The 26,979-nt window shown below is 34.3% G+C and carries 29 protein-coding genes, 3 tRNA genes and 5 pseudogenes; 24 read left to right on the top strand and 13 right to left on the bottom strand.

Features of this window, described 5'->3' with window-relative positions:
* Positions 1-66 precede the first annotated feature (66 nt).
* The 3 genes from glmS to ACEL90_RS00785 all read right to left on the bottom strand — a co-directional run bounded on the left by glmS (position 67) and on the right by ACEL90_RS00785 (position 2,544).
* Positions 67-1,878, bottom strand: coding sequence for a glutamine--fructose-6-phosphate transaminase (isomerizing) (glmS, locus tag ACEL90_RS00795; protein WP_423349270.1), 1,812 nt, complete (start codon positions 1,876-1,878; stop codon positions 67-69).
* 80 nt (positions 1,879-1,958) lie between these two features.
* On the bottom strand, positions 1,959-2,330 hold the full coding sequence (gene yajC / locus ACEL90_RS00790; protein ID WP_423349015.1) for a preprotein translocase subunit YajC: 372 nt from the start codon (positions 2,328-2,330) through the stop codon (positions 1,959-1,961).
* 137 nt (positions 2,331-2,467) lie between these two features.
* Positions 2,468-2,544, bottom strand: a tRNA-Asp gene (locus ACEL90_RS00785).
* A 190-nt stretch (positions 2,545-2,734) separates the two neighbouring features.
* Between ACEL90_RS00785 and rpsB the strand changes: the two genes are divergently transcribed.
* The 7 genes from rpsB to ACEL90_RS00750 are packed head-to-tail and all read left to right on the top strand — an operon-like array spanning position 2,735 to position 7,330.
* Positions 2,735-3,583 (top strand): 30S ribosomal protein S2, encoded by an 849-nt coding sequence (gene rpsB, locus ACEL90_RS00780; RefSeq protein ID WP_264339433.1) that lies wholly within the window; start codon positions 2,735-2,737, stop codon positions 3,581-3,583.
* On the top strand, positions 3,564-4,424 hold the full coding sequence (gene tsf, locus ACEL90_RS00775) for a translation elongation factor Ts (RefSeq protein WP_264339432.1): 861 nt from the start codon (positions 3,564-3,566) through the stop codon (positions 4,422-4,424). The genes rpsB and tsf overlap by 20 nt, the downstream gene beginning before the upstream one ends.
* A gap of 16 nt (positions 4,425-4,440) precedes the next feature.
* Positions 4,441-5,178: a UMP kinase gene (gene pyrH, locus ACEL90_RS00770; RefSeq protein WP_423349269.1), complete on the top strand. Its 738-nt coding sequence runs from the start codon at positions 4,441-4,443 to the stop codon at positions 5,176-5,178.
* Between the two features lie 7 nt (positions 5,179-5,185).
* Positions 5,186-5,743, top strand: coding sequence for a ribosome recycling factor (gene frr, locus ACEL90_RS00765; RefSeq protein WP_423349014.1), 558 nt, complete (start codon positions 5,186-5,188; stop codon positions 5,741-5,743).
* Between the two features lie 5 nt (positions 5,744-5,748).
* Positions 5,749-6,012, top strand: coding sequence for a hypothetical protein (locus tag ACEL90_RS00760; protein WP_039964055.1), 264 nt, complete (start codon positions 5,749-5,751; stop codon positions 6,010-6,012).
* Positions 6,013-6,018: 6 nt separating this feature from the next.
* Positions 6,019-6,714 carry a polyprenyl diphosphate synthase gene (gene uppS, locus ACEL90_RS00755; RefSeq protein WP_423349013.1) on the top strand — a complete coding sequence of 232 codons (696 nt, stop codon included), beginning with the start codon at positions 6,019-6,021 and terminating at the stop codon, positions 6,712-6,714.
* Positions 6,704-7,330 carry a phosphatidate cytidylyltransferase gene (locus ACEL90_RS00750; RefSeq protein WP_423349012.1) on the top strand — a complete coding sequence of 209 codons (627 nt, stop codon included), beginning with the start codon at positions 6,704-6,706 and terminating at the stop codon, positions 7,328-7,330. Before uppS ends, ACEL90_RS00750 begins: the two co-directional genes overlap by 11 nt.
* 16 nt (positions 7,331-7,346) lie before the next feature.
* Here ACEL90_RS00750 and ACEL90_RS00745 read toward each other — a convergent pair whose 3' ends face one another.
* Both ACEL90_RS00745 and coaD read right to left on the bottom strand, forming a co-directional pair.
* Positions 7,347-7,538, bottom strand: coding sequence for a zinc-finger domain-containing protein (locus tag ACEL90_RS00745; protein ID WP_006279326.1), 192 nt, complete (start codon positions 7,536-7,538; stop codon positions 7,347-7,349).
* 68 nt (positions 7,539-7,606) lie between these two features.
* Positions 7,607-8,113: a pantetheine-phosphate adenylyltransferase gene (gene coaD / locus ACEL90_RS00740; protein ID WP_015589048.1), complete on the bottom strand. Its 507-nt coding sequence runs from the start codon at positions 8,111-8,113 to the stop codon at positions 7,607-7,609.
* Positions 8,114-8,192: 79 nt separating this feature from the next.
* Between coaD and ACEL90_RS00735 the strand changes: the two genes are divergently transcribed.
* From ACEL90_RS00735 to ACEL90_RS00725, 3 genes and pseudogenes are all read left to right on the top strand, one after another.
* Positions 8,193-8,265: transfer RNA gene (locus ACEL90_RS00735), tRNA-Phe, on the top strand.
* A 228-nt stretch (positions 8,266-8,493) separates the two neighbouring features.
* A complete protein-coding gene (locus tag ACEL90_RS00730; RefSeq protein ID WP_375138385.1) occupies positions 8,494-9,357 on the top strand; it encodes a gamma-glutamyl-gamma-aminobutyrate hydrolase family protein in 864 nt (287 codons plus the stop codon).
* 221 nt (positions 9,358-9,578) lie between these two features.
* Positions 9,579-9,949, top strand: a pseudogene (locus ACEL90_RS00725) (IS4-like element ISWosp8 family transposase); the annotation flags it as partial.
* Positions 9,950-9,995: 46 nt separating this feature from the next.
* Here ACEL90_RS00725 and ACEL90_RS00720 read toward each other — a convergent pair.
* Positions 9,996-11,072, bottom strand: a pseudogene (locus tag ACEL90_RS00720) (IS3 family transposase).
* 136 nt (positions 11,073-11,208) lie between these two features.
* On the opposite strand from ACEL90_RS00720, the gene ACEL90_RS00715 reads away from it, so the two are divergent.
* The gene (locus tag ACEL90_RS00715; RefSeq protein WP_423349011.1) at positions 11,209-11,916 is read left to right on the top strand and encodes a pyridoxine 5'-phosphate synthase; all 708 of its coding nucleotides are present in this window, start codon (positions 11,209-11,211) and stop codon (positions 11,914-11,916) included.
* On the opposite strand, the gene ACEL90_RS00710 is transcribed toward ACEL90_RS00715, so the two are convergent.
* From ACEL90_RS00710 to rplM, 3 genes are all read right to left on the bottom strand, one after another.
* Positions 11,909-12,220 (bottom strand): HU family DNA-binding protein, encoded by a 312-nt coding sequence (locus tag ACEL90_RS00710; protein WP_423349010.1) that lies wholly within the window; start codon positions 12,218-12,220, stop codon positions 11,909-11,911. The genes ACEL90_RS00715 and ACEL90_RS00710 overlap by 8 nt on opposite strands.
* A gap of 146 nt (positions 12,221-12,366) precedes the next feature.
* Complete coding sequence (rpsI, locus tag ACEL90_RS00705) at positions 12,367-12,822, bottom strand: 30S ribosomal protein S9 (RefSeq protein WP_006279875.1); 456 nt, start codon at positions 12,820-12,822, stop codon at positions 12,367-12,369.
* Positions 12,823-12,832: 10 nt separating this feature from the next.
* Positions 12,833-13,291, bottom strand: a complete 459-nt coding sequence (gene rplM, locus ACEL90_RS00700) for a 50S ribosomal protein L13 (RefSeq protein ID WP_010082596.1) — start codon at positions 13,289-13,291, stop codon at positions 12,833-12,835.
* A 129-nt stretch (positions 13,292-13,420) separates the two neighbouring features.
* Between rplM and ACEL90_RS00695 the strand changes: the two genes are divergently transcribed.
* From ACEL90_RS00695 to ACEL90_RS00685, 3 genes are all read left to right on the top strand, one after another.
* Positions 13,421-14,644 (top strand): TolC family protein, encoded by a 1,224-nt coding sequence (locus tag ACEL90_RS00695; protein WP_423349009.1) that lies wholly within the window; start codon positions 13,421-13,423, stop codon positions 14,642-14,644.
* Between the two features lie 19 nt (positions 14,645-14,663).
* Positions 14,664-15,239: a PopZ family protein gene (locus tag ACEL90_RS00690; RefSeq protein ID WP_174516014.1), complete on the top strand. Its 576-nt coding sequence runs from the start codon at positions 14,664-14,666 to the stop codon at positions 15,237-15,239.
* 76 nt (positions 15,240-15,315) lie between these two features.
* Positions 15,316-15,894, top strand: coding sequence for an RlmE family RNA methyltransferase (locus ACEL90_RS00685; RefSeq protein WP_015588787.1), 579 nt, complete (start codon positions 15,316-15,318; stop codon positions 15,892-15,894).
* 655 nt (positions 15,895-16,549) lie between these two features.
* On the opposite strand, the gene ACEL90_RS00680 is transcribed toward ACEL90_RS00685, so the two are convergent.
* Positions 16,550-16,699 (bottom strand): hypothetical protein, encoded by a 150-nt coding sequence (locus ACEL90_RS00680; protein WP_213863471.1) that lies wholly within the window; start codon positions 16,697-16,699, stop codon positions 16,550-16,552.
* Positions 16,700-16,855: 156 nt separating this feature from the next.
* On the opposite strand from ACEL90_RS00680, the gene rplU reads away from it, so the two are divergent.
* From rplU to ACEL90_RS00650, 6 genes and pseudogenes are all read left to right on the top strand, one after another.
* Positions 16,856-17,158: a 50S ribosomal protein L21 gene (rplU, locus tag ACEL90_RS00675; protein WP_006279565.1), complete on the top strand. Its 303-nt coding sequence runs from the start codon at positions 16,856-16,858 to the stop codon at positions 17,156-17,158.
* Positions 17,159-17,168: 10 nt separating this feature from the next.
* Positions 17,169-17,438, top strand: coding sequence for a 50S ribosomal protein L27 (rpmA, locus tag ACEL90_RS00670; RefSeq protein ID WP_006279564.1), 270 nt, complete (start codon positions 17,169-17,171; stop codon positions 17,436-17,438).
* Between the two features lie 9 nt (positions 17,439-17,447).
* Positions 17,448-17,524: transfer RNA gene (locus ACEL90_RS00665), tRNA-Ile, on the top strand.
* Positions 17,525-17,581: 57 nt separating this feature from the next.
* On the top strand, positions 17,582-18,754 hold the full coding sequence (gene metK / locus ACEL90_RS00660; RefSeq protein WP_423349008.1) for a methionine adenosyltransferase: 1,173 nt from the start codon (positions 17,582-17,584) through the stop codon (positions 18,752-18,754).
* Positions 18,755-18,880: 126 nt separating this feature from the next.
* Positions 18,881-19,482 (top strand): annotated as a pseudogene (locus ACEL90_RS00655) (TenA family protein).
* 126 nt (positions 19,483-19,608) lie between these two features.
* On the top strand, positions 19,609-20,061 hold the full coding sequence (locus ACEL90_RS00650) for a hypothetical protein (protein ID WP_423349007.1): 453 nt from the start codon (positions 19,609-19,611) through the stop codon (positions 20,059-20,061).
* Here ACEL90_RS00650 and ACEL90_RS00645 read toward each other — a convergent pair.
* The 3 genes and pseudogenes from ACEL90_RS00645 to pheS all read right to left on the bottom strand — a co-directional run.
* A pseudogene (locus ACEL90_RS00645) lies at positions 20,038-20,870 on the bottom strand (IS4 family transposase); the annotation flags it as partial. The gene ACEL90_RS00650 and the pseudogene ACEL90_RS00645 sit on opposite strands and share 24 nt — an antisense overlap.
* 482 nt (positions 20,871-21,352) lie before the next feature.
* Positions 21,353-22,645, bottom strand: coding sequence for a bifunctional UDP-N-acetylglucosamine diphosphorylase/glucosamine-1-phosphate N-acetyltransferase GlmU (gene glmU, locus ACEL90_RS00640; RefSeq protein WP_423349006.1), 1,293 nt, complete (start codon positions 22,643-22,645; stop codon positions 21,353-21,355).
* A complete protein-coding gene (pheS, locus tag ACEL90_RS00635) occupies positions 22,646-23,689 on the bottom strand; it encodes a phenylalanine--tRNA ligase subunit alpha (RefSeq protein WP_423349005.1) in 1,044 nt (347 codons plus the stop codon).
* Positions 23,690-23,835: 146 nt separating this feature from the next.
* Between pheS and ACEL90_RS06070 the strand changes: the two genes are divergently transcribed.
* The 4 genes and pseudogenes from ACEL90_RS06070 (at position 23,836) to ACEL90_RS00620 (ending at position 26,975) form a co-directional block, all read left to right on the top strand.
* The gene (locus ACEL90_RS06070) at positions 23,836-24,387 is read left to right on the top strand and encodes a hypothetical protein (protein ID WP_425589819.1); all 552 of its coding nucleotides are present in this window, start codon (positions 23,836-23,838) and stop codon (positions 24,385-24,387) included.
* 307 nt (positions 24,388-24,694) lie between these two features.
* Positions 24,695-25,549, top strand: a pseudogene (locus tag ACEL90_RS06065) (hypothetical protein); the annotation flags it as partial.
* Between the two features lie 181 nt (positions 25,550-25,730).
* Complete coding sequence (locus tag ACEL90_RS00625; protein WP_151808045.1) at positions 25,731-26,327, top strand: riboflavin synthase; 597 nt, start codon at positions 25,731-25,733, stop codon at positions 26,325-26,327.
* A gap of 57 nt (positions 26,328-26,384) precedes the next feature.
* Positions 26,385-26,975: a CvpA family protein gene (locus tag ACEL90_RS00620; protein ID WP_423349004.1), complete on the top strand. Its 591-nt coding sequence runs from the start codon at positions 26,385-26,387 to the stop codon at positions 26,973-26,975.
* The last annotated feature ends 4 nt before the right edge of the window (positions 26,976-26,979 follow it).

Genomic DNA, 26,979 nt, shown 5'->3' with positions numbered 1-26,979 from the left:
TTTGCTAAAAATCACAGAATGCAGTCTGGTTACCTTATTAGAAGTTTAGCTTTAACTTTAAATGGACTACTCAACCGTGACAGACTTAGCTAAATTTCTTGGACAATCTGCATCTAACCCTTTTTTTGCTGCAGTAAAGTAAGCAAGGAATTGCATAGCAACACTGTAGATGATTGGAGAGATAAAATTATCAGTGTCTGGAAGTTGCACCACATCTGCGCAAACTCCCCTTAGGAATGGCGCTCCTTGTTTATCACTGAAGGCAATTACTTTGCCTTTTCTTGCAATAATCTCTTGTATATTAGATAGCGTTTTAAAGAATAAACTATCATAAGGGATAATTGCTATAACAAGCACAGTGGAGTCTATTAAAGCAATAGAACCGTGCTTCATTTCTCCCGCTGCAATACCAATTGTATTGATGTATGAAAGCTCTTTTATCTTCAATGCACCTTCCATTGCAACTCCGTATGAACTTCCTCTGCCGATTAAAATAACGTTATTGTGTTCTAATATACTGCCCGATATATGTTGTATTTTCATCACATTCAAAACGTGCTCAACATACTCGGGAATAGAATTGATAGCACTGCTTAGCTGTTTTATTCTCTCTCCACTTAGTATACCTTTTATTTTTCCAAGCTCCACAGCAAAGCATGCTAAAGTTGCAAGTTGCGCAGAAAAGGTTTTTGTTGAAGCAACACCAATTTCTTGCCCAGCAAGAGTATGTAACACAGTATCTGAGATCTTTTCAATGCTGCTGCTAAATGTATTAGTTATACTTATGATTGTTTGCTTCTGTGATTTCGCATAACGCAGCGCTTCTATGGTATCTGCAGTTTCGCCAGATTGAGAGATAAATAACCCAATGCTGCCTTCTTCCAGCTTGACGTTGCTATACCTAAATTCTGATGAGATTTCTAGATATACTCGAACTTGAGCAATACTTTCCAGCCAATACTTTGCTATTAGTCCAGCAAAATAAGATGACCCGCATCCAACTATAGTAATGTGATTCAGTTCAGAGAATAATTTTTTGTTGACCTCCTTATATTGCTTGTAAAATTGGTTTATTGTTTTGTTTAATGCACAAGGTTGCTCAAAAATCTCTTTTAACATGAAGCTAGGGTAACCATTTTTGCTAATTAGAAAATCACTTGGACTACTATTTTCTATACTGCGTTTAACTTGTGTACCATTGTTGTATATACTAACTCCACTAGATTTTATCACTGCAATGTCATCATCTTCCAAATGCGATATCTTTTCCACAAATGCACTTAAAGCATTAGAGTCAGATGCAGCAAACACTGTGTTACAGTTATAGCCTATTGCTAAAGGCAAATTTCTCTTCGCAACAAATAAGGCGTCTGGATATTCTGCAAATAATAAGACCAAGGCAAATGAGCCATGTAAGTTGTTTAAACACTTAAATAGAGAATCAATTGGCGACAATCCTTCATCAAGATATAAGGTTAGCATGTTTGGTATGATCTCTGTGTCAGTGTCAGTATGGAATGACATGCCCCTTTCTTCTAGACCCTTTTTTAGCAGATTGTAATTCTCAATTATGCCGTTATGAGCAACAACAACATTATTTGTACGAATGGGGTGAGCATTTTTAAGGCCTGGGACTCCATGTGTAGCCCAGCGAGTATGTGCTATACCAACTGTACTGTGAGACATCTTGCTGTCATCAACAACTTCACATAACCTTTCGACTTTACCTTCTGATTTTTTGACTTCTATCTCGCCTTCATTATTTATGATTGCTATACCTGAAGAGTCATATCCCCTATATTCCAATTTTTGCAACCCAGTTAGTAAAGTTGGTATTACTGAATCACCGCTACTTACTACACCAAATATTCCGCACACAAATGGATCACCAAACAAACTTTTTTCTAAACATGTTAAGCATTTTTGCCTTTATTACTGGTTGATTTATATTCTTTTTATCATTCTTTCGATTTTACCTTTTTAATTGGTTTAGCTGCTACTTTTTGAGTTTCTTTGCTTAAAACCTCAGATATAGCGGACTTTAGGACTTTTATCCCGACTTTTGGTGCTATTTCTATTATAAATTGTGCATTTGCCTCATCAACTTTATTAACTTCACCTATTATTCCACCAGAAGTAATGACTGTATCACCACGTTTTATTTGATCTATCATCTTTCTATGCTCTTTTAGTTTTTTTTGTTGCGGGCGAATAATGAGAAAATAAAATACCACAAATATTAAAATCAATGGAGTAAAACTAGCAAAAGATGCGCCGATACTTGATGTATTGCTAGGTGCATCTGCTGCAAAAACTTCAGAAATGAGCATATTTAATCCTAATTGTTAATGATAAAAACAAACCTATTTAAGTATTAATTACAATACCATGCCATGTCAAGTTTGGTGAAGGCGTTTCTCAATACCGGCAATAATACTGCGAATTCTAAGTTATGCTAAAACTAATATGGCGGGAGTGATGAGACTCGAACTCACGACCTCATGCGTGACAGGCATGCGCTCTAACCAACTGAGCTACACCCCCTAATTTCTTTTTAGCGTTTTCGGGCTTCAACTTTAAAGCTAATAAACATGTTGCCCTTTGTCAATATTTTTTGTTTGCGCTTTGCTGTCTTTTCTATTACTATGTAAATAATTTAATTTCACACATGGCTTGTACAAGTAGTCCCATTAGGGTTATGCCATGGAAGATAAACTATTTGGAGGAATGATATATGACAAATTTGCCTAAAGTCACTGTGCGTGATTTAGCTGAATCTGGTGTACATTTTGGTCACAAAATTAGTCGCTGGAACGCAAAAATGGCTCCATACATATATGGAGTGCATCAAGAAAATCGTATACATATAATTGATTTGCGAAAAACACTACCATTGCTACAGGTGGCCATGAAGGCTTTATATGACGTTGCATTTCAAGGTGGTCGCATTCTATTTGTTGGTACAAAGTTTCAAGCTTTTGATATTATTGCAAGTGAAGCGATTCGTTGTGGTCAATATTATGTGAATCATCGTTGGCTTGGTGGTATGCTTACTAATTGGGGCACTGTTTCTTCTTCGATAAAAACCTTGATGCAATATGAGAAAATATTAAATGACGAGGATAGCATTTTAACAAAGAAAGAATTGGGAAACATTGAAAAGAAAAAGCAAAAGCTTGATAAGGCGCTTGGCGGTATTAGAGAAATGGGAGCAATTCCTGATATCTTATTCATCATTGATACTAATAAAGAGCATATAGCGGTTAAGGAGGCTAAGAAGTTAGGAATTCCAATAGTTGCAATACTTGATACTAATTCTGATCCAGATGGTATTACTTATCTAATACCTGGAAATGATGACTCAAGAAAATCAATAGAGCTCTATTGTAAATTAGCTACCGACTCTATATTAGCTGGAATAGAGTCTAGTCTAGCAAAATCTGGAGTTAAGGTTGATGATATAAGGGGTGATGAGTTTATTCAAGAAAAAGAAGATGGTATTGTGCAAACTAAAAGGAGACGTAGTAAAGTTTACAAAGAAGAAGAAAGGGAGGTAGTAACAAATGAAGATGAATCCAGATGATATAAGAGAATTACGTGATAGAACAGGGCTTGGCTTAAGTGACTGTAAAAAAGCATTAGAAGAATGTAATGGTGACATTAAGAAAGCCGTTGATAAGTTACGTACAATAGGTCTTGCTAAAGCTGACAAAAAATCTGATAGAGTAGCTTCAGATGGGCTCGTTGCTATGTGTTTGACTGAGAATTGTGGTGTATTGATTGAACTCAATTGCGAAACCGATTTTGTCGCAAGGAATGAGAAATTTATAGAGTTAGTTTTAAATTTAGCATCAATTGCTCATCAAGAACGCTGTACTAGCGTTGATGAGTTAAAAAATGCCAAGTATGAAAGCATTGGCACAGTGCAGGAAGCTATTATGAATGGTACGTCAGTTCTTGGTGAGAAGCTAGAGTTAAGCAAGCTTTGTTACTTAGAAGCTAAGGATGGAGTTATTGCTGGCTACGTACATGGTGATGCGCATGGCTTAGGTAAGATTGGTGCTTTAATTGCATTGCAATCATCTGGTGATAAGGCGAAGCTACAAGAGATTGGGAAACAAATAGCTATGCATGTAGTTGCTATGAAGCCTGAAGCCTTGTCTATAGATGATTTAGATCAAATGAAGTTGAACAACGAACGTTCTATAATTGAAGAGCAAGTGAGGAGCTTAAATAAACCTGAAGAAGTAGCAAAAAAAATAGTAGATGGACGAATGGCTAAGTACTATGAAGAAGTTGTTTTACTGGAGCAAAAATTTATAAAGGATGATAAGATGAAGATTTCTGATTTTATAAAATCAAGCGAGTTGAGTGCTGTTAAACTCTCTAATTACAAGTTACTTGTTTTGGGTGATGCAGATTAAATAGCAAAAAATGTTTATTTCAACAAATGAAAAAAGCGAAATAAAATATTCCAGGGTGTTATTTAAAATCTCTGGTGAGGCTTTGATGGGATCAAAGCAATTTGGTCACGATATGGAGACTATAGGTGAGTTATCTAAAGGCATAGTTGAAGTTTGTAATCTTGGAGTTCAGGTATGTATTGTTGTTGGTGGTGGTAATATCTTTCGTGGCACATCTGCGTCTTTAAGTGGTTGTGAAAGAGCAAGCAGTGATTATATTGGAATGCTTGCAACTATAATCAATGCTTTAATTTTACAAAACTTTTTAGAAAAAAAATTAGTAGCTTCTAGGGTATTATCTGCAATACCCATGGCCACTGTATGCGAACCTTACATCAGAAGGAAAGCTGTTCGTCATTTAGAAAAAGGTAGAGTGGTAATTTTTGCAGCAGGCACAGGCAACCCATTTTTTACTACAGATACAGCTGCAGCCTTACGTGCTGTTGAAATGAATTGTGATGTTATTCTAAAGGGTACGCAAGTAAATGGTGTATACTCCGCTGATCCGAAAAAAAATGAGGATGCTGTAATGTATGATAGGCTTTCTTACACGGATTTATTGACTCGTGATTTAAAAGTTATGGATGCATCAGCAATTTCACTTGCTCGTGAGAATTCTATTCCAATTATAGTTTTTTCTTTGAAGGGAGAAAAAATAGTCAATATTATTAAGGGTCAAGGTACTTATACTATAGTTTCAGATTGTAAACATTAGGTAATTTATGTTAAATGAAATAAAAGCTAAAACAAAAGAAAGAATGCTAAAAACTATTCAGTCCTTTCATGATGATGTTAAAGGCGTACGCACTGGTAGAGCTAGCGCATCGTTGCTTGATGGTATAGTTGTAAATATCTATGGTGGACATCAAAAGTTAAATCAGGTTGCAGGTGTTTCGGTTATAGATAACAAAACCCTATCAATTAAAGTTTGGGACATTAGTGTTGTAGGTGAAGTGAAAAACGCTATATTAAATGCTAACCTGAATTTAAATCCTGTTGTCGAGGGTAGCACCATACGTATAGCTCTTCCGGACTTGACACAAGAAACCCGTGAAAAATTAGTGAAATTATTGCATCAGTTTGCTGAAAATGCACGGATTGCCATTAGAAATATACGTAGAGATATTATGGAAGAAACAGAAAAAATGAAGGAAAATAAAGAAATCTCAGAAGATGATTTTCATGGTGCTAAAAAGGAAATACAAAATATTACTGATAATAATATAAAAAAAATTGATGGTGAATTGTCCATCAAAGAAAAGGATATACTGAATCACTAAATGATATGGAGAAAGCTTACATAGCAAATGATGTCATTCCAGTGCTTGACACTGGAATCCAGTCTTTACTATACAACTATCTGATGCACTTGTTTGAAATCAAATTTCCTGGATCCCAGTGTCGGAGCACTGGGATGACACCAATTTTGCATTCAAGTATCAACTATTGGTGTCACTACAGTAACTCTCTTCCTGTCATGCAAGTAGCTGACACCTTCCAGGTGTCCATTGAAATCCAAAAAATTTCACTCAAGTCAAAATTAGGTTAAATTTAAATGTTGAATCAAGAATCTTTACCGAAACATTTAGCAATTATTATGGATGGTAATGGTAGATGGGCAAACAATCAAGGAAGAGTAAAAATTGATGGTTATAAAAAGGGCAGTGAAGTTGCATACGATATTGCCAAGTATTGTACGGACCTAACCATACCCTACTTAACTTTGTATGCATTCTCTATGGAGAATTGGCTTAGACCCAAAAACGAAACTGACTGTCTATTTGATTTATTTTACTCCGTTTTAACTAATGAAGATAAAGTCAATTTCATTTGCAACTGTAACATTAAGTTGAATTTTATTGGCAATTTAAGTCTGTTATCCAGTAAAATATTGGATCAAATTAAAAAAGCAGAAGAAATGACACATAAGAACGATGGTTTATTACTCACTGTGGCAGTCAGTTACGGAGCAAAGCAAGAAATTACACAAGCTATAAGCAATATTATAAAAGAAAATATTGCTTATGTATCAGAAGAGGAATTTGAAAAATTTCTGTATACTAAAGATTTGCCAAAATTGGATTTATTAATTCGCACTGGCGGCGAAAAAAGGTTAAGCAACTTTTTATTATGGCAAGTAGCTTATGCTGAATTGTATTTTTGTGATACTTTATGGCCTGATTTTTCTTGTCAAGATTTGAGTAAAGCATTAGAAGATTATATAAAAAGAGAGAAAAAATATGGTAGATAATAATTTTATAATTAGAGTGTTGTCCTCAATAGTAATATTATTCATATTTTCCTTTGCTACATATTTTAGTGATTTATCGTTTTACCTATTGATTTTTTCAATAGCAGTTTTATCTTCTTTTGAATGGTATAATCTAACCCAAGGAAATAAAATTTTATACGTTTTTGCATTATTATTGATTGCACTACCAAGCGCCTCATTAATATATTTATATAATCTACCACAGGGAAAATACGCATTAGTATGGTTCGTCTTAACCATTTGGGGAATTGACGTTACTGCCTACCTATTTGGCAAGAATTTTGGTGGAGCTAAAATTTGCCCAATTCTTAGCCCTGGAAAAACTTGGACAGGACTTCTTGGTGCGATTTTAGCTGGAGTAGTGTGCACAATTTTTGGATCAATATTTTTTGGTCTATTTTCAATTTTTTATTCTCCAATCATTGGCCTTGCAATTGCTATTCTAGCGCAACTTGGCGATTTCACTGAGTCGCTTGTTAAAAGGGCTTACGGTGTTAAAGATAGTGGAAATATGATACCTGGCCATGGGGGAGTGCTCGACCGTATGGACAGTTTCATTTTTACTGCCCCTCTTATTGCTATTTACATAAGCTAAGTCTGCAGAAGTGCCATTAGAGCTCATCCCTAGTCAGCTCCCCAACCGCTTCTACAGTGCAGTCATGGACAAACGTCTTTTCACAATAAGGGCAGGCTATTTCCTCTTCTTCTCCCATATCTAAATATATTAATGGATGGCCGGAACCCTCATCATTCTCATCACCATGACAACAAACTTTTCTATTATTAACCCTCACTTTTGACATGCTGCTCCTTTAGCTTATAACATTTTATATATTGAATATACCCATTCAGAAATAAAAAACAACAAGCACTATTCTCCATTTTTTATCCTATTCAGGTTAATCAATTCGTTTTGAACACCTTTTGATACAAATTTGCTAACATCTTCTCCTAATCTTGCTATTTCCTTTACAAAGCTTGATGAGATAAATTGAGTATCTTCAGAAGCGGGAAGAAATATGGTTTCGATTTCAGGAAGAAGTTTATAATTTACCCAACTCATTTGAAACTCGTAATCAAAATCCGACACTGCTCTTAATCCTCTAATAATAACAGAAGCATTCTGCTCTTTGGCAAACTTCACTAGCAACCCATTAAAAGATATAACATCTGCATCAATTCCTAGTCCTTTGATTTCATTTTCAGCCATGCTTGTGCGTAGCTTTGTGTCAAAGGCAGTATGCTTATTAACGTTTTCTGCAACTCCTATTATTAATTTATCGACTAGTTTACACGCTCTTTTGATTATGTCAATATGCCCAAAAGTTATAGGGTCAAATGTGCCAGGGTAGATTCCTATTTTGTCATTAATGTTCATCCTTTATTTTTATAAACTACTTTAAAAACTTTTGATAGACATAATAACATTTTTTATCTAAAAATAAAAGTATACAGTTGGCCTGATAGCTCAGTTGGTAGAGCAAAGGACTGAAAATCCTTGTGTCGCTGGTTCGATTCCTGCTCAGGCCACCTTCTCTTTCTTACCAAATTTACCTTTTTGTTGTAAAACGTTCTATAATATGTTATGATATTGATATAAGTGTTGAGAGGGTAAACTATATGTATAGATATTATAGCAGAATATTTAATATCTTATTAATTATAGTTCTATTATTAAGCAATATTACTTATGCTGGCGTTAGTGAAAAACCGGCATCTCAACATGTAACCAGAAAAGAAGAACCAGCGTCAACTGTCTTGACGGCAGAAAATACAGTAAATAATGACGTAGTTGTTGGTTTGTTGAAAACGGAAGAAGCACATGAACTTGGGCTATCTCAAAATATCTATGAGATGTTTAATAACTTTGTGGTTAAGACTGTACTGATTGATTATAATAAGATAATTAGCCTTAAAAAAATTCAGACAGAGTCACTTAATCTCGCAAAACAAGATAAAACATTGGCAAAAAAGCTAACATTAGACCGAATAAAAGTTGAAGTTGCACAATTCATTAAAGAGCACAAAATAAATAGGATATTTATTCCGGATAATTTACATTCAGCACCCACTCCTTATCGCCAGCTTGTTACTGAAGCAATTGTAAAAATAGTTGATGATAACCCTGCAATTCATTTACTTGGCATATGTGAAGGCATAATGAATGCAAAGGGAATTGAAGTAGTGAGTGTTGTGAGTGATGAAGAGAAGCAAAGATCTCATTTAAAATCAGCACCTAATCCACAGAAAGAGGATGTACCTCTCCAGCAGATAAAGATCGTTCCAAATAGTCGTTTAGCAGAAGTAGTAGCCAAATTCCTAATACCTAATGAAAATGGCTGGTTTTCAACATATTTTCCAGATGCTCATTCAGGAGCAGTAGGTAATACACCAGAAAATAGAAGAAAATTGGAGTCACTTGGATATAAAGTTGCAGCATTTTCCAGTGAGGGGGTAATAGAGGCTATTGAAGATAAGCATGGTAATGTTCACTTTCAAAGTCATCCAGAAGCCCTTGTTGTGAAGTCAGATAAAAACCTCTATTTATCAAATCACAAGGAACGTCAAGTGTCTACACTAGTTGCTATAGCGATTATGAATGATTTTCTTTATCGTGCTTAATGGCTATAGCTTTAGGCTTACCGACGATTTGATAAACGATAGATTTGTCATGTATCCGTTCAGGCAATGGCATCAACTTAAGGAAAAATATCAGCGATAGTGTATAAAATTTCTCTCTAAATTTTTTATCATTAAATTATCCAAAGAGTGCAAGAAACAGCACTTTTGTTTCTATTTTATTGCAACAAAAAAGTTTAAAATGTGTCTTTTTTAGGTGAAACATGCAAAAAGGAAAAAACCTTATTCTACAAATTAAAAATATAATATACTCGAAAACTTTTCAGAAAATCCATTGTGTTGAGTTTTACACGAACAAGCTTTTTCGACAGTATTTTCTATGATTTTAAAGTTAGTTAAAAAAAGTTTGGGAATAGAATGTGAACTTATGGAGCCATTGACATGTACCCTCAAAGCAAGCTTTTTCTAAAGCAAGATATAAGATTTGCCATACAGGCTTTCAAGAATTTAAGCATCCAAACAGCCTATCAGGATGAACCTGAGTTGGAGAGGCTATAGACTTATTGCAGCAGATGGTTCTGGTATGAGATTACCCAGCTCTGGAGAAATTGTATCCGAGTTTGAACCAAATGGAAACTGACCTTACCCAGAAAAAGTGGAGAGAAAGTGTGGAATGTTTTTTACAAAAAGAATGATGCATCAAATTGTGCAGGAATGCAATAGTTAATAGTGACGTTGTTTGTTATAAAAAATTTCTATGTATTCAAATATTGCAGTTCTAGTGTGTTGAGCAGAGTGTTGTGAAGTATCAATAAGTATTTCTCTTTTCAATGAGCTAAAGAAGCTTTCTGCAACAGAATTGTCGTAACAACAGCCTTTATTACTCATCTATATTCTTTACAGCTAAGAGATATTGATACCCTTGCGCAGTATATTGTGAACCTTGGTCACTGTGCAGCAGTAGATTTTTAACAGGTTTACGCCTATTAATGGCCATTAATAAAGAGTTCATAACCAATTGTTTATTTATTGCACTACTCATTAACTACCATACGTGAGAATTATTGCTGCCAAATATAGCCATCCCTCCTTGGTTTTGATGTAAGTAATCCCATACTTTATTTGGTTGATCAACAATAAAGTTTTGGTCTAATATATTGGGAGCTACAGCTCTATTATCTGTTTGTTGTTTTTTAATTTTAAACTTTCTTCTCAGTATAGCCCTGATGTCATTTTTCTGCATAATACTTTGCACCGTTTTCAAATTGCAACTTTTACCCAAAGCCTTCAATTCAGCATGAATTTTAGGAGCTCCATATCTACATTTAGAAACTTGATATATTTTTTGAATAGCTTCGAGTAGCTCTTTATTTGCTGATTCTCTACTGCTTATTTTTCTTGTAGTCCACTTATAGTAGCCACTAGCAGAAAATCCTACATAATTCCTGTACTTTATAGCAGTTACTATATAAAAAATATTTTACTCTTTTTGACTGGCCAGGGCTTTTTTTTAAATGTCTCTTTCCCTTGTTACTCTTGCTTTGTAAATCAAACCTCTCTTTGTCATAAGGTGCTACATCTGGAAATGCATTTGCCGCTGACTTTTTTTCGTTATATTTCTTCATCCATTTTCCTAATACACTATCCCTTATTCCTAGATCTCTTGCTACTTTTGCAACTGGTTGACCTACCTTTCTTTGTTCATTTGCCAGTTTAACAGCTTCCAATTTGAATTCTGCTGTATATTCTCTTACCATTTCTAATCCTCCAAAATTTTATTTTACCCAAAAAAACTCCTTTCTTTCTCTCCACTTTTTCTGGGTAAGGTCAAACAATGACTATGCAAAAAACCTAATAACATGTATAATCTATAAATAATTTCTGAGGTAGATTGTGAAACTAGGTGTTAATATCGATCACGTTGCAACCCTCCGCAACGCACGCGGAACTTCTTATCCAGATCCATTGAAAGCAGCAGAAATAGCCATTGACGCTGGAGCAGACTTTATTACTGTACACTTACGAGAAGATAGAAGGCATATTAGAGATGAAGACGTATTTAACCTAAAAAAAAGCATTAGCACTGAGTTAAATCTTGAAATTGCAGCCACGGAAGAAATGCTTGAAATAGCAAAAAAGGTAAAACCCTATTCGATTAGTATAGTACCAGAAAAAAGAGAAGAATTAACAACCGAAGGTGGCCTGGATATCGTGAATATGCACAGTAAACTTTCTAGTATAATAGAGGAAATGCATAGCTCTAGCATAAAAGTCTCACTGTTTATCGATCCAAATATTGATCAACTAAAATATCTTGAAAAGCTAGGGACAAAACCTGACATAATAGAAATTCACACAGGGGATTACTGTGATAATCCATCAGAAAAAAAGTTACAGTTAATTACTAATGCTGCAGAGTACGTCAATAAATTAGGAATAGAATGCCACGCAGGACATGGCATAACTTATAAACACACTAAGAAGATGACAAGAATACCTCATATCTCAGCTCTTAACATAGGCCACTATTTAATTAGCGAAGCTGTATTTTACGGCTTACACAGCGTAGTAAAAACAATGAAAATGACAATGTCTAACTAACTGCTGCTTTTTCCTTCTCATTTAAAATACTTAAAAGAGTTTGGCTTGCTTTAAATTTTACCCTTGTCTTTTTAGGAACAGTCATGATCTCACCACTTTGGGGGTTACGACATTGTTTTTCCTGACTGATAGCAGTAGAAAATGTTCCTATTCTATGCAAACGTATTTCACCTTTCCCATGCAGCTCATTCTTTATTATTTTAATAAACGCATCATGAATCTTGCTCAAATCAGATTTTGTTATATCTATATTCTGACTAGAACAATCTTCCTTTAATTGTTTTATTATATCTTCTTTACTCATAAATTACCTTAATATTGAAAAAATCACATAAATAGCATATTATGCTGGCACCGATAGTCAACTAAATTCATCACAAAAATAGAGGATATCATACATTTTTGCAAATATTTGTATAATACTTACAAAAAAATACCCCTATAAAATAACTATCTCTTAGAAAATTGACACTTTTTCCGAGCTTTATGTTGACCATATTTCTTACGTTCAACAACACGTGAATCTCTAGTTAAGAACTCACCATTACGTAGTATAGAATGCAAATCTTGGCTTACACTACTTAAAGCTCTGCTTATTCCATGAGCTAGAGCACCTGCTTGACCAGATAGCCCTCCACCTTTTACAGTTGCAAATACATCGTATTTATCCAATGTGGAAGTTGCAACAAATGGCATTTTTACTATTTGGCACACTGACTCTCTTTTAAAATAAGAAATTAGATCGCCTTTTTTGTTAACACTAAATTTTCCACTCCCCGGCTTTATCCACACTCTTGCTACAGATTCTTTTCTTCGGCCTGTAGCATATAAACGACCAAGCGAATCAACTGCTGATTTAATTGTCTTTTCCGACCAATCATTGTTATTTATTGTAGAACTCTTCATTTTTACTCCATTACTTTTTATTTTTACGATTCAAAGAGGCAAAATCTATCTTTTCAGGTTGCTGTCCTTGATGCTTATGCTCTGAACCAGAATAAACATACAAATTTTCAAAGCGTCTACGTGCCATAGGCCCATCATCAAGCATCCTTTTCACTGCCATTTCTATTACACGCTCAGGAAATTTACCATTTAAAATATTATCTGGAGTAGTTTTCTTCAAACCACCAGAATAACCTGTATGCTTATAGTAAATTTTATCTTTAAGCTTCTTTCCGGTGAAATGCACCTTTTCTGCGTTGATAATAATTACATTATCGCCACAATCCATATGAGGTGTATACTCAGGTTTATGCTTTCCACGTAATAGTGTCGCTACAAATGCTGCAAGCCTCCCTACCACTAATCCTTCTGCATCTATGACAAACCACTTTTTATTGATTTGTTTCTCCTTTAAGAAAAAAGTCTTCATTATTTGATCCAACAGTAGTAAGCTATGATATACTTAATTTCTCAATAGTGTCAACAATATTAGTTATTGATTATTAAAGTAATTTATGTTAGTAATTGAGCTGCGCAGCCAATATGCATAGGAATTAGAATGTTTCGATTGATTATCACACTTGCGATCATTTTTAATACTATAAGTTGCTATGCAACCGATGTGGGAGAAGTGATAAGCAAAGCCATCAAAAATAGCTCAAAAATAAAGTCTCAATTTTACCAATATAAAAGCGCAGAAAAACACTGTAAATCTTCTGGGTTAGCTGGATTTTTACCTGACGTTAATTTGCAATACAATTTCGATAGTAACTTTAATCTTGATACATCTGAAAAAAAACTTACATTGCGCCAGAAATTAATCGATGGTGGTGGTACCTTTGCCACATTCAGTCGATCAAGCCATCTTCTCAAAGCAGAAAAGATGCGATTTCAGCAATTAAAACAAGAGCTTGCACTTAATGCTGTGAAAGCATATGTTAATGTTTTACAAAAGACAGAAATATTAAAGCTCAGAGAACATAAAGAACGCGTTTCTTTGGAACATTTGTCAGCTATGAAAAAACGCTTTTCCCTTGGAGAGGTAACCAATGCTGAAGTTTTGTTAGCAAAAGCAAAATTTTCGTCTTCTATATCCGAAAGAGTTGATGCTGAAGGTAAATTAAAGTTGGTAAATATTGCTTATTATCATTTGATTGGCGAAGATGCTGATGACCTTTCTGAAGCTAATGATAAACTACCTTCTGTTCCGGAGCTAAATGAATGTTTACAGTTAGCAAAAACCAATAATTTATCTCTAAAAGCAGCAGTTTATCAAAAAAGAGCAGCCGGAATGGAAGTGATTGCTGAAAGCTCCAAGTGGCTTCCTTCTTTAAATCTAAGTGCAAGCAAAAATTTTGGGGAGGATGGTATGAAGGTAGACAAACTATTAGAAAATGTTCATGTAGTTTTTACTCTTGATGTTCCAATCTTTAAGAGAGGAGTTAATGCTTTTGGTGTCAGTAAAGCTAAAATGGATGCAAAAAAATCTACCTACGATTATTATGAAACGGTAAAAAATATAGAACAAGCAGTTGTAAATGCTTGGAATGATGTGTTGACAGCAAAGGCCATTATCAAAGCAAGTCAAGAAGCGGAAAAAGCAGCAGCTTTAGCATTGGAAGGAGTTGAGCAAGAAGTAAACTTAAATTTAAAGAGTACATCTGACCTTTTGGACACTGAAGATGCATTATTTAAAGCACGTTCAGACTTAGTTGAAGCAAAAAGCAATTATGTGATTAGTGTTTACAACTTGCTTTTTATGATAAATAGTATAGATCTCTAAATTTAATGGTATTAGCACTATGCATGATGAACAAGGTAATCAATCTGTAAAAGATATCCTAGAAGATATAAAAAAAGCTATATCGGGTAAAAACGCGAGTAACGATAAAGCAGAAATAAAGGATGAAAATGATGATGTGCTATACCTTGAGGAAGAGTATCCAGAAGAAATAGAAGAAGATGGCAAAAAAGAAAATAATGAAAAAGAGGACATTGATAATGATGACCAAAGTGAGGAAATGGCTTGCAACAATAACCAATTTAATGGCCATAGCTACAATTCAGAAGAAAAAAAAGATATTTATTTGTACGATAATATCCAAATGAGTAATAACAAAGCGAGTAATAGCGGCTTACAAGCGCAAAATAACGATCATCTAATTTTAAAAGAGAATATGGAAGAGATCAAAGCGTTGCTTGGAAAAATGCAAAACGAATTACAGCATAAACAACAAAAAAAAGCGAACCTTACTGTTGAAGAATTAGTTATATCTCTTTTAAAACCTCAGCTCTCAGAATGGCTGAATAAATATCTACATGCACTGGTAAAAGAAGTAGTTGAAAAAGAGCTTAAAGATATAATCAATAATAAGTAGGGTATTAGCAATAAAAACTAGAGTAAAGACGGCTAGAGGCAGAAAACTATCTTCAACAAGGTGGCTACATCGTCATTTGAATGATCAGTATGTGCAAAAAACTAGCAAGGATGGTTATAGGTCACGCTCAGCATATAAGCTGGTAGAAATGGATAACAAATTTAAATTATTCCAAGAAGGGCAAAAAATTATTGATCTTGGTGCTTCTCCTGGTGGATGGTCACAAGTTGCATCTCAGAAAGGTGCAAATGTGGTTGCTCTTGACATAAAACCAATGAACGCAATTAATGGAGTAGAGTTTATACAATGTGATATTATCAATGAGTTTGAAATTTTGAGAGAAAAATTCAAGGATCAAAAATTTGATGTAATTTTATCTGACATGGCGCCCGAATCTTGTGGTTTAAAATCGTTGGATCATATCAGAATTATGCTTTTATGTGAGGCAGCGCTCAATTTTGCAAAGCATTTCTTGAGCCATGGTGGCACGTTTGTAGTAAAAATTTTCCAAGGAGAATCTGATAAAGATTTTTGTAACGAGCTAAAAAAAATGTTTAAAACAGTAAAATACTTTAAACCAAAGTCAAGTAGATCTGAATCTACAGAAATGTATTTGGTAAGTTTAGGCTTTATTGGCAGCAGACTTTCTATATAATATTAATCCAGGTAGCCCACAGAAACGAAAAAACTTGCTTGACAAACCTCGCCAGCCCACTTATCATGAAACTGAAGCTATTGTATTTGTTTTCGCCAATCTGCAGATTAAAAGGTAAGGATTACTTAATGTATCGGCGTCTTATGTTCAATTTTTTGCAGTATATAGATGCTGTATGTCTTTACAAAACTTCATCTACATCTAGATTTTTATCTAAATAAGCTGAACGCGCTTATAAAGCGTTACAAGACATCAAAAAATGCCAATACTCGACAGAGATGGTAAAAGACTAGCTAACTCGGGGATTCTTTGTCTTTTTTTCTGCTTAGTAAATTTCTTAAACATTTGCAGCGTAGGTTAGTTGCAATTAAAAGCAGCTAAATTGCAGTGTTTAAGACTTAAAAAACGCCAATACTGAAAATAGACAATGACTAGGGTTTCTTTTGCCTTTTTTTCATTTGGTAAATTCCTTAATGTTTATGGCTAAACGACAATCGTCATCCCGCTGCTTGTTAGCGGATGAGATACCGCGGCGGTATGACGGTTCGCGGCGGTATGACGGTTCGCGGCGGTATGACGTAGGACTGCTGTCATCCCAGTGCGTGACACTGGAATCCTAAAAAAAGATGATGTCATCCTAGTGCTCCTTTTTTTGTCATCCGAGTAGCTGACACTTGGATGACATCGTCATAAAGGAACCAGTGTCAGCTACTCGGATGACAGGAGAAGGGGCTACTTGCATGACGGTGTCGGTAAACTTAGAGCTATAATAACTATTTGCCTTTTTTCTGCTTAGGTTATGCAAGAAGTCTACTGTCTGAGAAAAGGTAGATAAAAGATGAAAACAGATAGAAGTATTTTAGTAGCTCAAAAAGAACGTTAAGTCATGCTTTTTATTTATATTGACAGCGTATATGACATCGTTTACGATTAAAGTTAATAACAATAATTTATATTTATCATGTTTGCAGTAATTGAGACTGGTGGAAAGCAATATTTAGTAAAAGAAGGTAGTATAATAAAGGTAGAGAAGTTAGAAGCTGAAGAAAAAAAAGAGGTGGAAATCAATAAGGTGATTTGTATTTCAAATAATGGCTTATCTTATTCATCTAATGCTACTGTTAAAGCTGAAGTGTTGGAGCAGTGCAGGGGGGAAAAAATTATAATCTTTAAGAAGAAAAGAAGAAAAAATTACCGTAGGAAAACTGGTCATAGGCAGTATATAACTGTTCTTCGTATAAATGAAATTAGTCTTCAAAAGTAAGAGGTAAGATATGGCAACTAAAAAATCAGGTGGTAGTTCCTGTAATGGTAGAGATTCAGCGGGTCGTAGGTTAGGAATAAAGAAGAATGGGAAGGTTATTCCTGGTAACATAATTGTACGCCAAAGAGGCACAAAATTCCATCCTGGAAAGAATGTTGGTATAGGTAAAGATCATACGATTTTTGCTAAAATAGAAGGCTGGGTCAGCTTTAGAAGGTCAGCAAATAAAAAGACTTTTATTGATATCGTGCCTACAGATAATATGAAAGCTTCAGCTTGAATAAATCATGGGTCTGTAGCTCAGGTGGTTAGAGCGCACGCCTGATAAGCGTGAGGTCGGAGGTTCAACTCTTCCCAGACCCACCATTTAGTAGTTACTAACTGTGTTTTCTATAGCGGTTTTGATATTGTATAAGCAAAAACATGAGTTTATATAAAAATTTAGTAACCAGTGAATCAGTGGCGGCTGGTCATCCAGATAAAGTAGCAGATCAAATTTCAGATGCAATACTTGATGAGTACCTTTTTACTGATCCTTTTGCGCGAGCTGCAATAGAGACTTTAGTCACCAAAGATAACGTTATTATAGCTGGGGAAGTGTTTGGGCCTAACATCAAAAATAGCAGGATTGAAAGTATTGTACGGAATACAATAAAAGATATTGGTTACAAGCACGATGGGTTCCACTGGAGAAAAGTGAAAGTAAATATATTGCTGCATGAGCAATCAAATGACATTGCAATAGGGTTGGATCAAGGTGCTGGAGATCAGGGCATAATGTATGGCTATGCAACAACAGAGACAGAAAACCTTATGCCGGCACCCATTTTTTATGCACACTCGATTCTGAAAAATATCATGAGCGCAGTTAAAAAAGCAAAACTTGGTCCAGATGCAAAGTCACAAATCACTTTGGCATATGAGAATAACCTCCCGGTACGTGCTGAAAGTATTATTGTCTCAATACAGCACCCTGAGGATTTGGATCAATCAAAAGTAAAAGAAATAACTTACCCTTACATAGTTTCATCTTTACCTGAAGGATGGATGTGTCCTGAGGAAAATCTCTTAGTCAATCCAACTGGTAGATTTGTTATTGGTGGACCGGTTAGTGATTGTGGATTAACCGGACGAAAAATTATGGTTGATACTTATGGAGGTTATATTCCACACGGTGGAGGAGCGTTTTCCGGAAAAGATGCAACCAAAGTTGATAGATCTGCGGCCTATATGGCAAGATATCTTGCTAAAAATATTGTCTTTGCAGGTTTGGCTGAACGTTGTCTTGTGCAGCTTTCTTATGCAATTGGTGTATCAAAACCTACTTCATTCTATATTGATACATTTGGTGCGAATAAGGTAGAGGAAAGAGTAATTAAAAAGTTTATCGAGAATAATATAGATTTATCAACAAAAGGCATAATTAAGCATTTATCGCTTAATCATCCTATATATAAACGTACAGCCTGTTATGGACATTTTGGTAAACAGTCGGAAAGGGACGGTGGATTTTCTTGGGAAAACATGGACTTATCTGCTGATCTTTGTAGAGAATTCAATATAGAAGGTAATAGTAAAATTTCTTTAGATTGCTAAAATTTTTGATTTACAGCCCCATATTTATATACTAGCTTATTGTTAAAGCATAGCACGCTTTTTCATAATAATTATACCACATTAGTAATAATTTTTATATTCAATTTTTATTGTGAGGCTTATAAAGTGTATAACGAAATAGAAGGAGAACTGTACAACGTAATTGTAAAAGAGTTTTCTGATCTTATTGATAAAATAAAAGAACACCTTTTTAATGTTGAATTGATAAATAATACATTAGATTATGAAAAATTCAAATTCTACCTTCAGCAGGATTTTCTGTATTGTATAGATTGCGCTCGTGCTTTTTTAATTGTTGCAGCTAGAGTTGATGATATTGAAATGATGAGTAGTTTAATCAATTTGGCACAAGGAGCATTTTATGTTCGAGAACAGTATAAAAATATTTTGAAGATTGTGATCTATCTGATGATCACAAAAAGTCAAGAGCTTGTTCTGCCTTTACTGACTTTTTCATGAGTGCCGCATATCACAATTCTGTTAATGAAGCTTTAGTAGCATCTTATTCTTGCTTTAACATATACCAAATCGTTATACGCCATATGGTAAATGAGATAACAACTAAAGGGGTTAAAAATAACAAATACAAAGAGTGGATCAACATTTATAGTAGCGAAACAGTAAATGCTGTAATTGATGAGGTTACTGATATTACAAATAAGCTATATAAAAAAGCTAGTGACTGTGAAAAAAAAGAGGATGTATGAGTTTTTTAAGAAAGGGCTGGAATTAGAAATAATGTTTTGGGATGAGGCATATTACTCTAATATATCTAGCAAAGAATATTAGCAGCGGATTATTTACGTTAACTTGATCTTTTATCGGTAACTACAGTGTTCAGTGGCATAATTAGGAGCTGTTACGGGTCAAATCTTTTAAAGGATATAATTGAGCATCCTTTTAATGTTGAGTTAGCGAATAACACCCTAAATATAGAGAACTTCAAATTCTATGCTCAACAAAAGACGTTGTTCTTAGGTGATTATATTCGTACCACCTTAATTACTGCATCCAAAATGGAAGATTATAGTAGTATTATCTCGCTTGCTGAAGTAGCCCAAAGAGTAGTGACTGTTAATAGAATGCTATATGACTACTACTTTACTATGTACGGTATAAGTCGCGAAAAGAAATCTCTTGAGTGTTTTAATTTCACTAATTTTCTTTTATCCATCTCGCATAGTAATACCTATGAGGCTATGACGGTTTTGTATTCTTGCATGTTTATATACGAGACTGTCGTTGATAGCATACGCGTCAAGTTAAGAGATTGTGAGCAAATTTAGAGAGGTTAAAGTGGATACTCTAGCCCTTCTACGTTTGTCTTTTAATGAAAATCGCGACCAAGTTATAGTGAGTTTTTTAAGAAATGCTTTTAAACTATTAATTTTGGTTAATACTAAAAATAACTCTCTAACCCGCCTTTTTAGCTCAATAAATGCCTTTGTTAAGCTAAGTTCTGTATTCTTTTTCACTTCTGTGCAACCAACTATGCCGTGAAATATAAGAATTGCGCACAATTTAGCATATAGTTCACATAATACTCTGCATGGCTTTCCTTTTAGCTTATCAAGCCTGGTATGGCTTTTATACAATTTAAATAATAACTCAATTTGCCACCTTACTCTGTAAATCGTTAATACTTGCTCAGCACTAATTTTATTTTCTGGAACATTAGTTATAAATATTGACCAGTTCAACAATTTTTGATTTCTTTTAGAGGATGTATATCCCTGCGATCTTGCTAATCTATTAGCTTTCCTTCTTCTGGCCATATTCAGTTAGTTTCTGACATATAATTCTTACTCTAATTTTTGCTTCTTTTCCTAACAATACCTCGTTTTCTAAAAATAACTTATCCTCTAAACATTCTAATAACTCCATTTTTTGATTTGTTTCTACATCATATATGTTGGTATCAACGACTTATGAAATAAGCTCCTATTTCATTGATTTGTTTAAAAGAACTTGGCACAAAATAACCGAGATCAGATATTAGCAAATCATTGCTTAATATATTACTTAAATGTTTCCTATATCCCTGGTCTGATCTTACCCCCTCCGTTAAATTAAGTTGGTCTATTATCTGCTTTAAAATATTGGCGTTTTTTATGTTTTAAACGCTTGACAAGCAAGATTTAGCTGCTTTTAATTGCAACTAACCTACGCTGCAAATGTTTAAGAAATTTACTAAGCAGAAAAAAAGACAAAGAATCCCCGAGTTAGCTAGTCTTTTACCATCTCTGTCGAGTATTGGCATTTTTTGATGTCTTGTAACGCTTTATAAGCGCGTTCAGCTTATTTAGATAAAAATCTAGATGTAGATGAAGTTTTGTAAAGACATACAGCATCTATATACTGCAAAAAATTGAACATAAGACGCCGATACATTAAGTAATCCTTACCTTTTAATCTGCAGATTGGCGAAAGCAAATACAATAGCTTCAGTTTCATGATAAGGGGGCTGGCGGAGTTTGTCAAGTAAGTTTTTTTGTTTCTATTCCCAATAAAAGTTTGTTATATGGTTATGCAAGAAGTCTAATATTAAAAATGACACAACAACATAATTAAATTAGACTACTTTATTCTCTTAGTTACTTGCTTTTCTCTTGCTATTGCAAGGCTTTTTTCTGGTACATCCTCAACTATAACACTACCTGCTGCAATTACAGATTCATCATGAATATTAAGCGGCGCAATTAGTGAGCTATTGGCGCCAACAAAGCAATTGCTCCCTATATTCGTTTCATGTTTATTTTTCCCATCATAATTACAAACAATAGTGCCTGCTCCTATATTACTCTCCTGCCCTACTTTAGCATTTCCTATATAACTTAAGTGTTTTATTCTAGTGTTTTGACCAACTTCACTTGTTTTCACTTCCACAAAATTTCCTATTTTTGCCTTATTACCAATTGTTGTGTTTCCGCGTATTCTGGTAAATGGACCGACCTCAGCATTACTTTTAATTAAGCAATTTTCTAAATGCGAAAATGGCAGTATTTTCGCACCAGACTCTATTTTCACTCCAGTACCGAAAAAAACATATGGGTAAATAACTGAATCTCTGGCAATTTGCGTATCAAGAGAAAAGAAAACAGTCTCTGGTGCAACAAGCGTTACTCCGGAGTCGGTAAAAATTTTTCTTTTATTTTCTTGAAAGTAAAACTCAGCTTTTATAAGGTCATTTCTGTTATTTATTCCCGTTGCTTCTTCTCCACCGGTAATAACGTAACCGACATTTAAATTACTCTTCACTGCAATGGAAACTATATCAGTCAAGTAATATTCATGAGTTGAGCTATTGCACTCTATTTTCTCCACCAATTCACGTAAATTCTTTGCACATGCAACCATTATTCCAGCATTTGCAAGAAATTCTTCATGATTATTTTTATCACTCTTTGCTTCTACGATTTCTCTTAAGGAACCATTCTCAATAATTAACCTACCGTATTCTTTATTGCTTGTCCTAAAACCTAGGCAAACTAGAGTCTTGCCTTCTAAATAACTAACCATTTTAGTTATTGTGCTGCTTTTTATGAGCGGAGTATCTCCATACTGCACAACAACTATGTTCGAATCTGGCAATTCTTTCAGGTTTCTCATCGCAGTTTTGACTGCATCTCCCGTGCCGGGTGTTGATTCTTGTGTAATTAACTGTATATCCTCAAAGCACTTTAGTCTTTCAATTAAAGGCTGATCAACTACAACAGCAATATTTTCAGGATTTAACTGTTTTGCATTGTAAATGACATGCTGAAGCATGGAAAAATTGCCTATTTCGTGCAGAACCTTAGGCAAATCTGAATTCATCCGCCTGCCATGCCCGGCAGCAAGTATGATAAAAGTATGAGCTTTATTTATCACTTATCTTAAAGATGAAAAATGAAAACCATAATGATCAAGCCAACTGATTTTGTTATCGTAAAAGCTTCTTAGGTCGCTGATTTGATATTTTAGCATCGCAAGCCTTTCTATACCAATGCCAAACGCAAAACCGTTGTATTTAGTATGGTCTATTCCAACATTTTGAAAGACATTTGGATGCACCATACCACATCCAAGCACTTCTATCCATTTACTACCTTTATAACTTATGTCCACTTCCGCAGAGGGTTCAGTAAAAGGAAAAAAACTATTACGAAAACGTATCTTCAGCCCTTTATCTCCAAAAAACTTATTAAGGAAGTGATGAATAGTAAATTTTAACTGGCCCATATTGACGTTTTCATCGACATATAACCCTTCTATCTGATGAAACATAGGAGTATGAGTTGCATCAAAGTCATTTCTGTATACCCTACCAGGGGCTACTATTTTAATTGGGAATTTTTTTGTTTTTTCCATGGTTCTAATCTGTACAGATGAAGTGTGAGTGCGCAGTACCATTCTTTTATCGTTTATTTTATTCTTTAAGTAGAAGGTATCTTGCTCCTCTCGCGCAGGATGATGACTTGGAGTATTCAGTGCATCAAATACATGAAATTCATCTTCAATATCAGGGCCATCAACTGCTTTAAAACCCATATGTGCAAAAATAAGCTTTACTTCATTTATAACCTTACTGAGTGGATGGACCTTGCCAATTTTTTCTGGCCTCGCAGGCAACGTGATATCAACTGCCTCGTTCTGCAATTTAAAGTTAACTTCTTCGGCTTTTAGTATATTCTCCTTATTCATTATAAGCTGATCTAGCTTATTACGTAAAACGTTGATAACTTCGCCTAAATTGCGCTTTTTTCCTGCGTCTTCTATCTCTTTTAAGTTGTCAAAATAAGCTTTAATTACACCCTTTTTTCCCAAATATGATAGCCTAACTTTTTCTAAATCTTGTAAAGAAGAAGCATTCTCAATTTCGGAAACTGCTTTATCTTCAAGTGAAAGTATGTCACCTAATAACTCTTTATTCATCTTAAAAACGCTGGCTTAAACTTTCATTATAGTGAAATTTTAAATATCATCAACAATCCGAAAAATTGCCCTATTCTGATTATTAATTTATTGACTAATTAATCTTTTTTATTTACCTTTGCGTTGATGAATTTGCTGTATCAACTATGCACAACAGTAACACTGAAACTAAGAATAAGTATAAAATAGAGGATTTACCTAAGCTCTTTAAGGAAAAATCCAGAAACATAAGTAAAGCATTTTCTAGCGAAACAATTAAGATCAGTGCTATTCGCTCGAGAAGTATTGAAAGCAATATACAAAAATTTTCATTTGAGCTAACAGCAACAGATAAAGACACCTTTAATATAAGATTATTTCGAATAAACCCTTTAATTGATTTTTTCAAAATCTGCCTTTCCCGGGAAAAAAAATTTACAGCCAACATAAAAGTGCCCAAAGAAAGCAGTGAACTATATAATAACTACTGTAAAACTAACAGTTATAAAACTGTAGAAGAATTCGTAAATAGTGCTCTGCCTCAAATCCTTCTGCAGGGCACAACGATAACGCTACAAACAGACGTTGAAAACATTAACCTGGACAACTTGTACCAAATCGAGCTATTTCTAAATGAAAAGCTACAACATGCAGAAAAAACTGAAAATGAAGACAAAAAAGAACAGAGTGAAACTAACCAAAAAAAATGCACAAAATAAACAAATCGTACCAGTTACAGGCCTGTTTGGCTATAATTTAACAAGTAGTAAAAAGCAAGTGATGCGGGTTCCAATAGTTGTTGCTGCAATGCGTGACAATTTTTTTTGGTTTGGATCTTCTTTTCGGCTATCCAATTTTTTTAATATAATACAATTCTTCTTTCAACAGCCACCAAAACTGTCCATACGAAACCAGAGGGCTTTGACTTACCATCCAACACTTCAAGAGACAAAACAGGACAAGGTAACACAAAAAGATGGAATCGACGAAAGAAGAATAGAAGACGTCACAATGCTTATTTCTGATTTCGGTCAAACTACTTCGCACACAGAGTATTTTAAGGCTAACAGAAAAAAGAAGTCAAAAAAGCAGACCAAAGAACTATCAGAGAAAGAAAAATCATTAGCCATAAAACAAGCACAAAATGATGCTAGAGTAGCTATGATAGATAACCAAATTGAGCACGGGGGAAAAACTCGATAAAATATTTATTGAAGTGATGAGTGGATACAAAAATCAAGATCCAGAAACATTTTGCAATATTTTCAGCTCAGTATTCAATATTGTTTACTTTCAAGATAAACAATTACATGCAATATTAGAGCCAGGCGAAATATCAGAAGTATTACAGATACTCGAAAGGCCACAACCTCTTAGTAACTCACTTTTAGGTAAAGAATATTTACAAAAACAAGTATATAGAAAAAAGAGCAATTGCTTAAATTAGTTTCAGGTGTTTATATACAACAACCTTCTCCACAACATGAAAATACTCCTCATAAATCTACAAACCCTTTACCAATTAAAGATCTTTCACCAGCAACAAATGAAGCTAAAACTCTACCACCTACTAACATTACACTCAAATCACCTTTAAAAACTGTATTTTCCTCAAAAAAGGCTTATTTTTGTCTATTTATAATGGTAGCATCTGCATCAACACTTTGCTTATGGCATTTTCCATTAGGAAAAGTGTCAATGTTAAAAGGATTAGTGCCACCAGAAAAAAGGGAAAGTATTGGGTTAGCATTGAACATAGGGTTGCCAATATTAACTGCATTATGTGTTCTGAGTTTGGCTTATTTCATATATTCTGAATATTCTATAGAATCTATTGAACAAGTAAGTGAAAACGATCCCCTTTCTCGCGCCTATAGCTAGTGCAGGCTCAGTTTTCCTACGTCATACCGTCACGGTATCTCTAGATCCCGCTAACACGTAGCGGGATGACGAATTTGTCGTTTTTTAAATTGTCGGTAAACCAGAATTACTTTAACTATAACAAAATAGAAATAAGTTGTTGTAAAAAATTTTTCATGGTAAAATTATTTATTTTCACCATATGTTTAAAGGAATTATCACGGATATCGGGACTATAACTGATACTACCACTCACTCCAACTCTGATCAAATTTTCCATATCAAGACACAAAATTTATCCTCTATAAATAAAGGAGATTCAATAGCTTGCTCTGGTGTGTGTTTAACTGTTGTTGATATAATGAGCGATATATTTACAGTCCAAGCATCTCAAGAAACTATGAAGGTTGCTAACTTAAATACGTGGAGAATAGGAAAAAAAATAAATCTCGAACAAGCAATGAGATTAAGCGATAAGATCGATGGCCACCTGGTTCAGGGTCATGTTGATGGGATAGTAAAATTTTTAACAATTAATCAAAATTTAGATTCTCATGAAATCAAACTATCGTGCCCACAAGAATTAATTAAATTTGTTGCAAAAAAAAGCTCCGTTACACTAGATGGGGTTTCCCTCACAGTGAATTCAGTTATTAATCAGGAATTTACAGTAAATATCACTCCCTATACATGGGAAAATACAACTTTTCAGTACAACAAAGTAAATGATTATTTGAATTTAGAAATTGACATGATCGCCAGGTATTTAGATCAATTGATGCAGCATAAATACAATTAATTTTACAACCTTGTTATTTACAACTATTATATCTTGAAAACCATATAGATATAAAACATGCTTTTCGATAGCCTAATTATCTTCATTGTTGTTCTATGCGTAATAATCTCGGTAGCTAGAGGCTTTATAAAAGAGCTATGCGCACTAATGTTTCTATTTTTATCGGTCTTTCTGACAGCTAATCACTATGATTTTTTCACTCCAAATTATAGTAAATATTTTGATTCTAAAGTTACACTAAACATACTTTCTACAATCTCTGTATTTATTATACTTAATCTTATATTCATGATAATAAATAACTGGCTAATGTACATATTATTACCCATAAGGTTGGGGTTTATCGATAGAGTTACTGGAATCTTTCTCGGAGTGCTTAAAGGAATATTGCTCTCTTATGTATTATTTTTTGCTGTGCACTTATATTGCTACACAGTATATGACAAAAAAGAGGGAGAGTATAAAATAGAAGCAGAAGACATATTGCCTAATTGGATAATAAATTCACACTCTTATCAGGCTTTATTTGTGACAGCAGAAGAAGTAATTGACATGTATGTACCAGAGTCGTTGATACTAAAAATAAAAGAGATCGGTGGAGAAATGGTTGATCAAGAAAAACCTAAAAACAATAAAAAAGAAGAGTAAATAT

This window comes from Wolbachia sp. wLmal (assembly GCF_049435495.1).
Taxonomy (GTDB): Bacteria; Pseudomonadota; Alphaproteobacteria; order Rickettsiales; family Anaplasmataceae; genus Wolbachia; species Wolbachia pipientis.
Note: the sequence above shows the minus strand (reverse complement) of the source record. Positions and strands in the feature narration are given on the sequence as shown.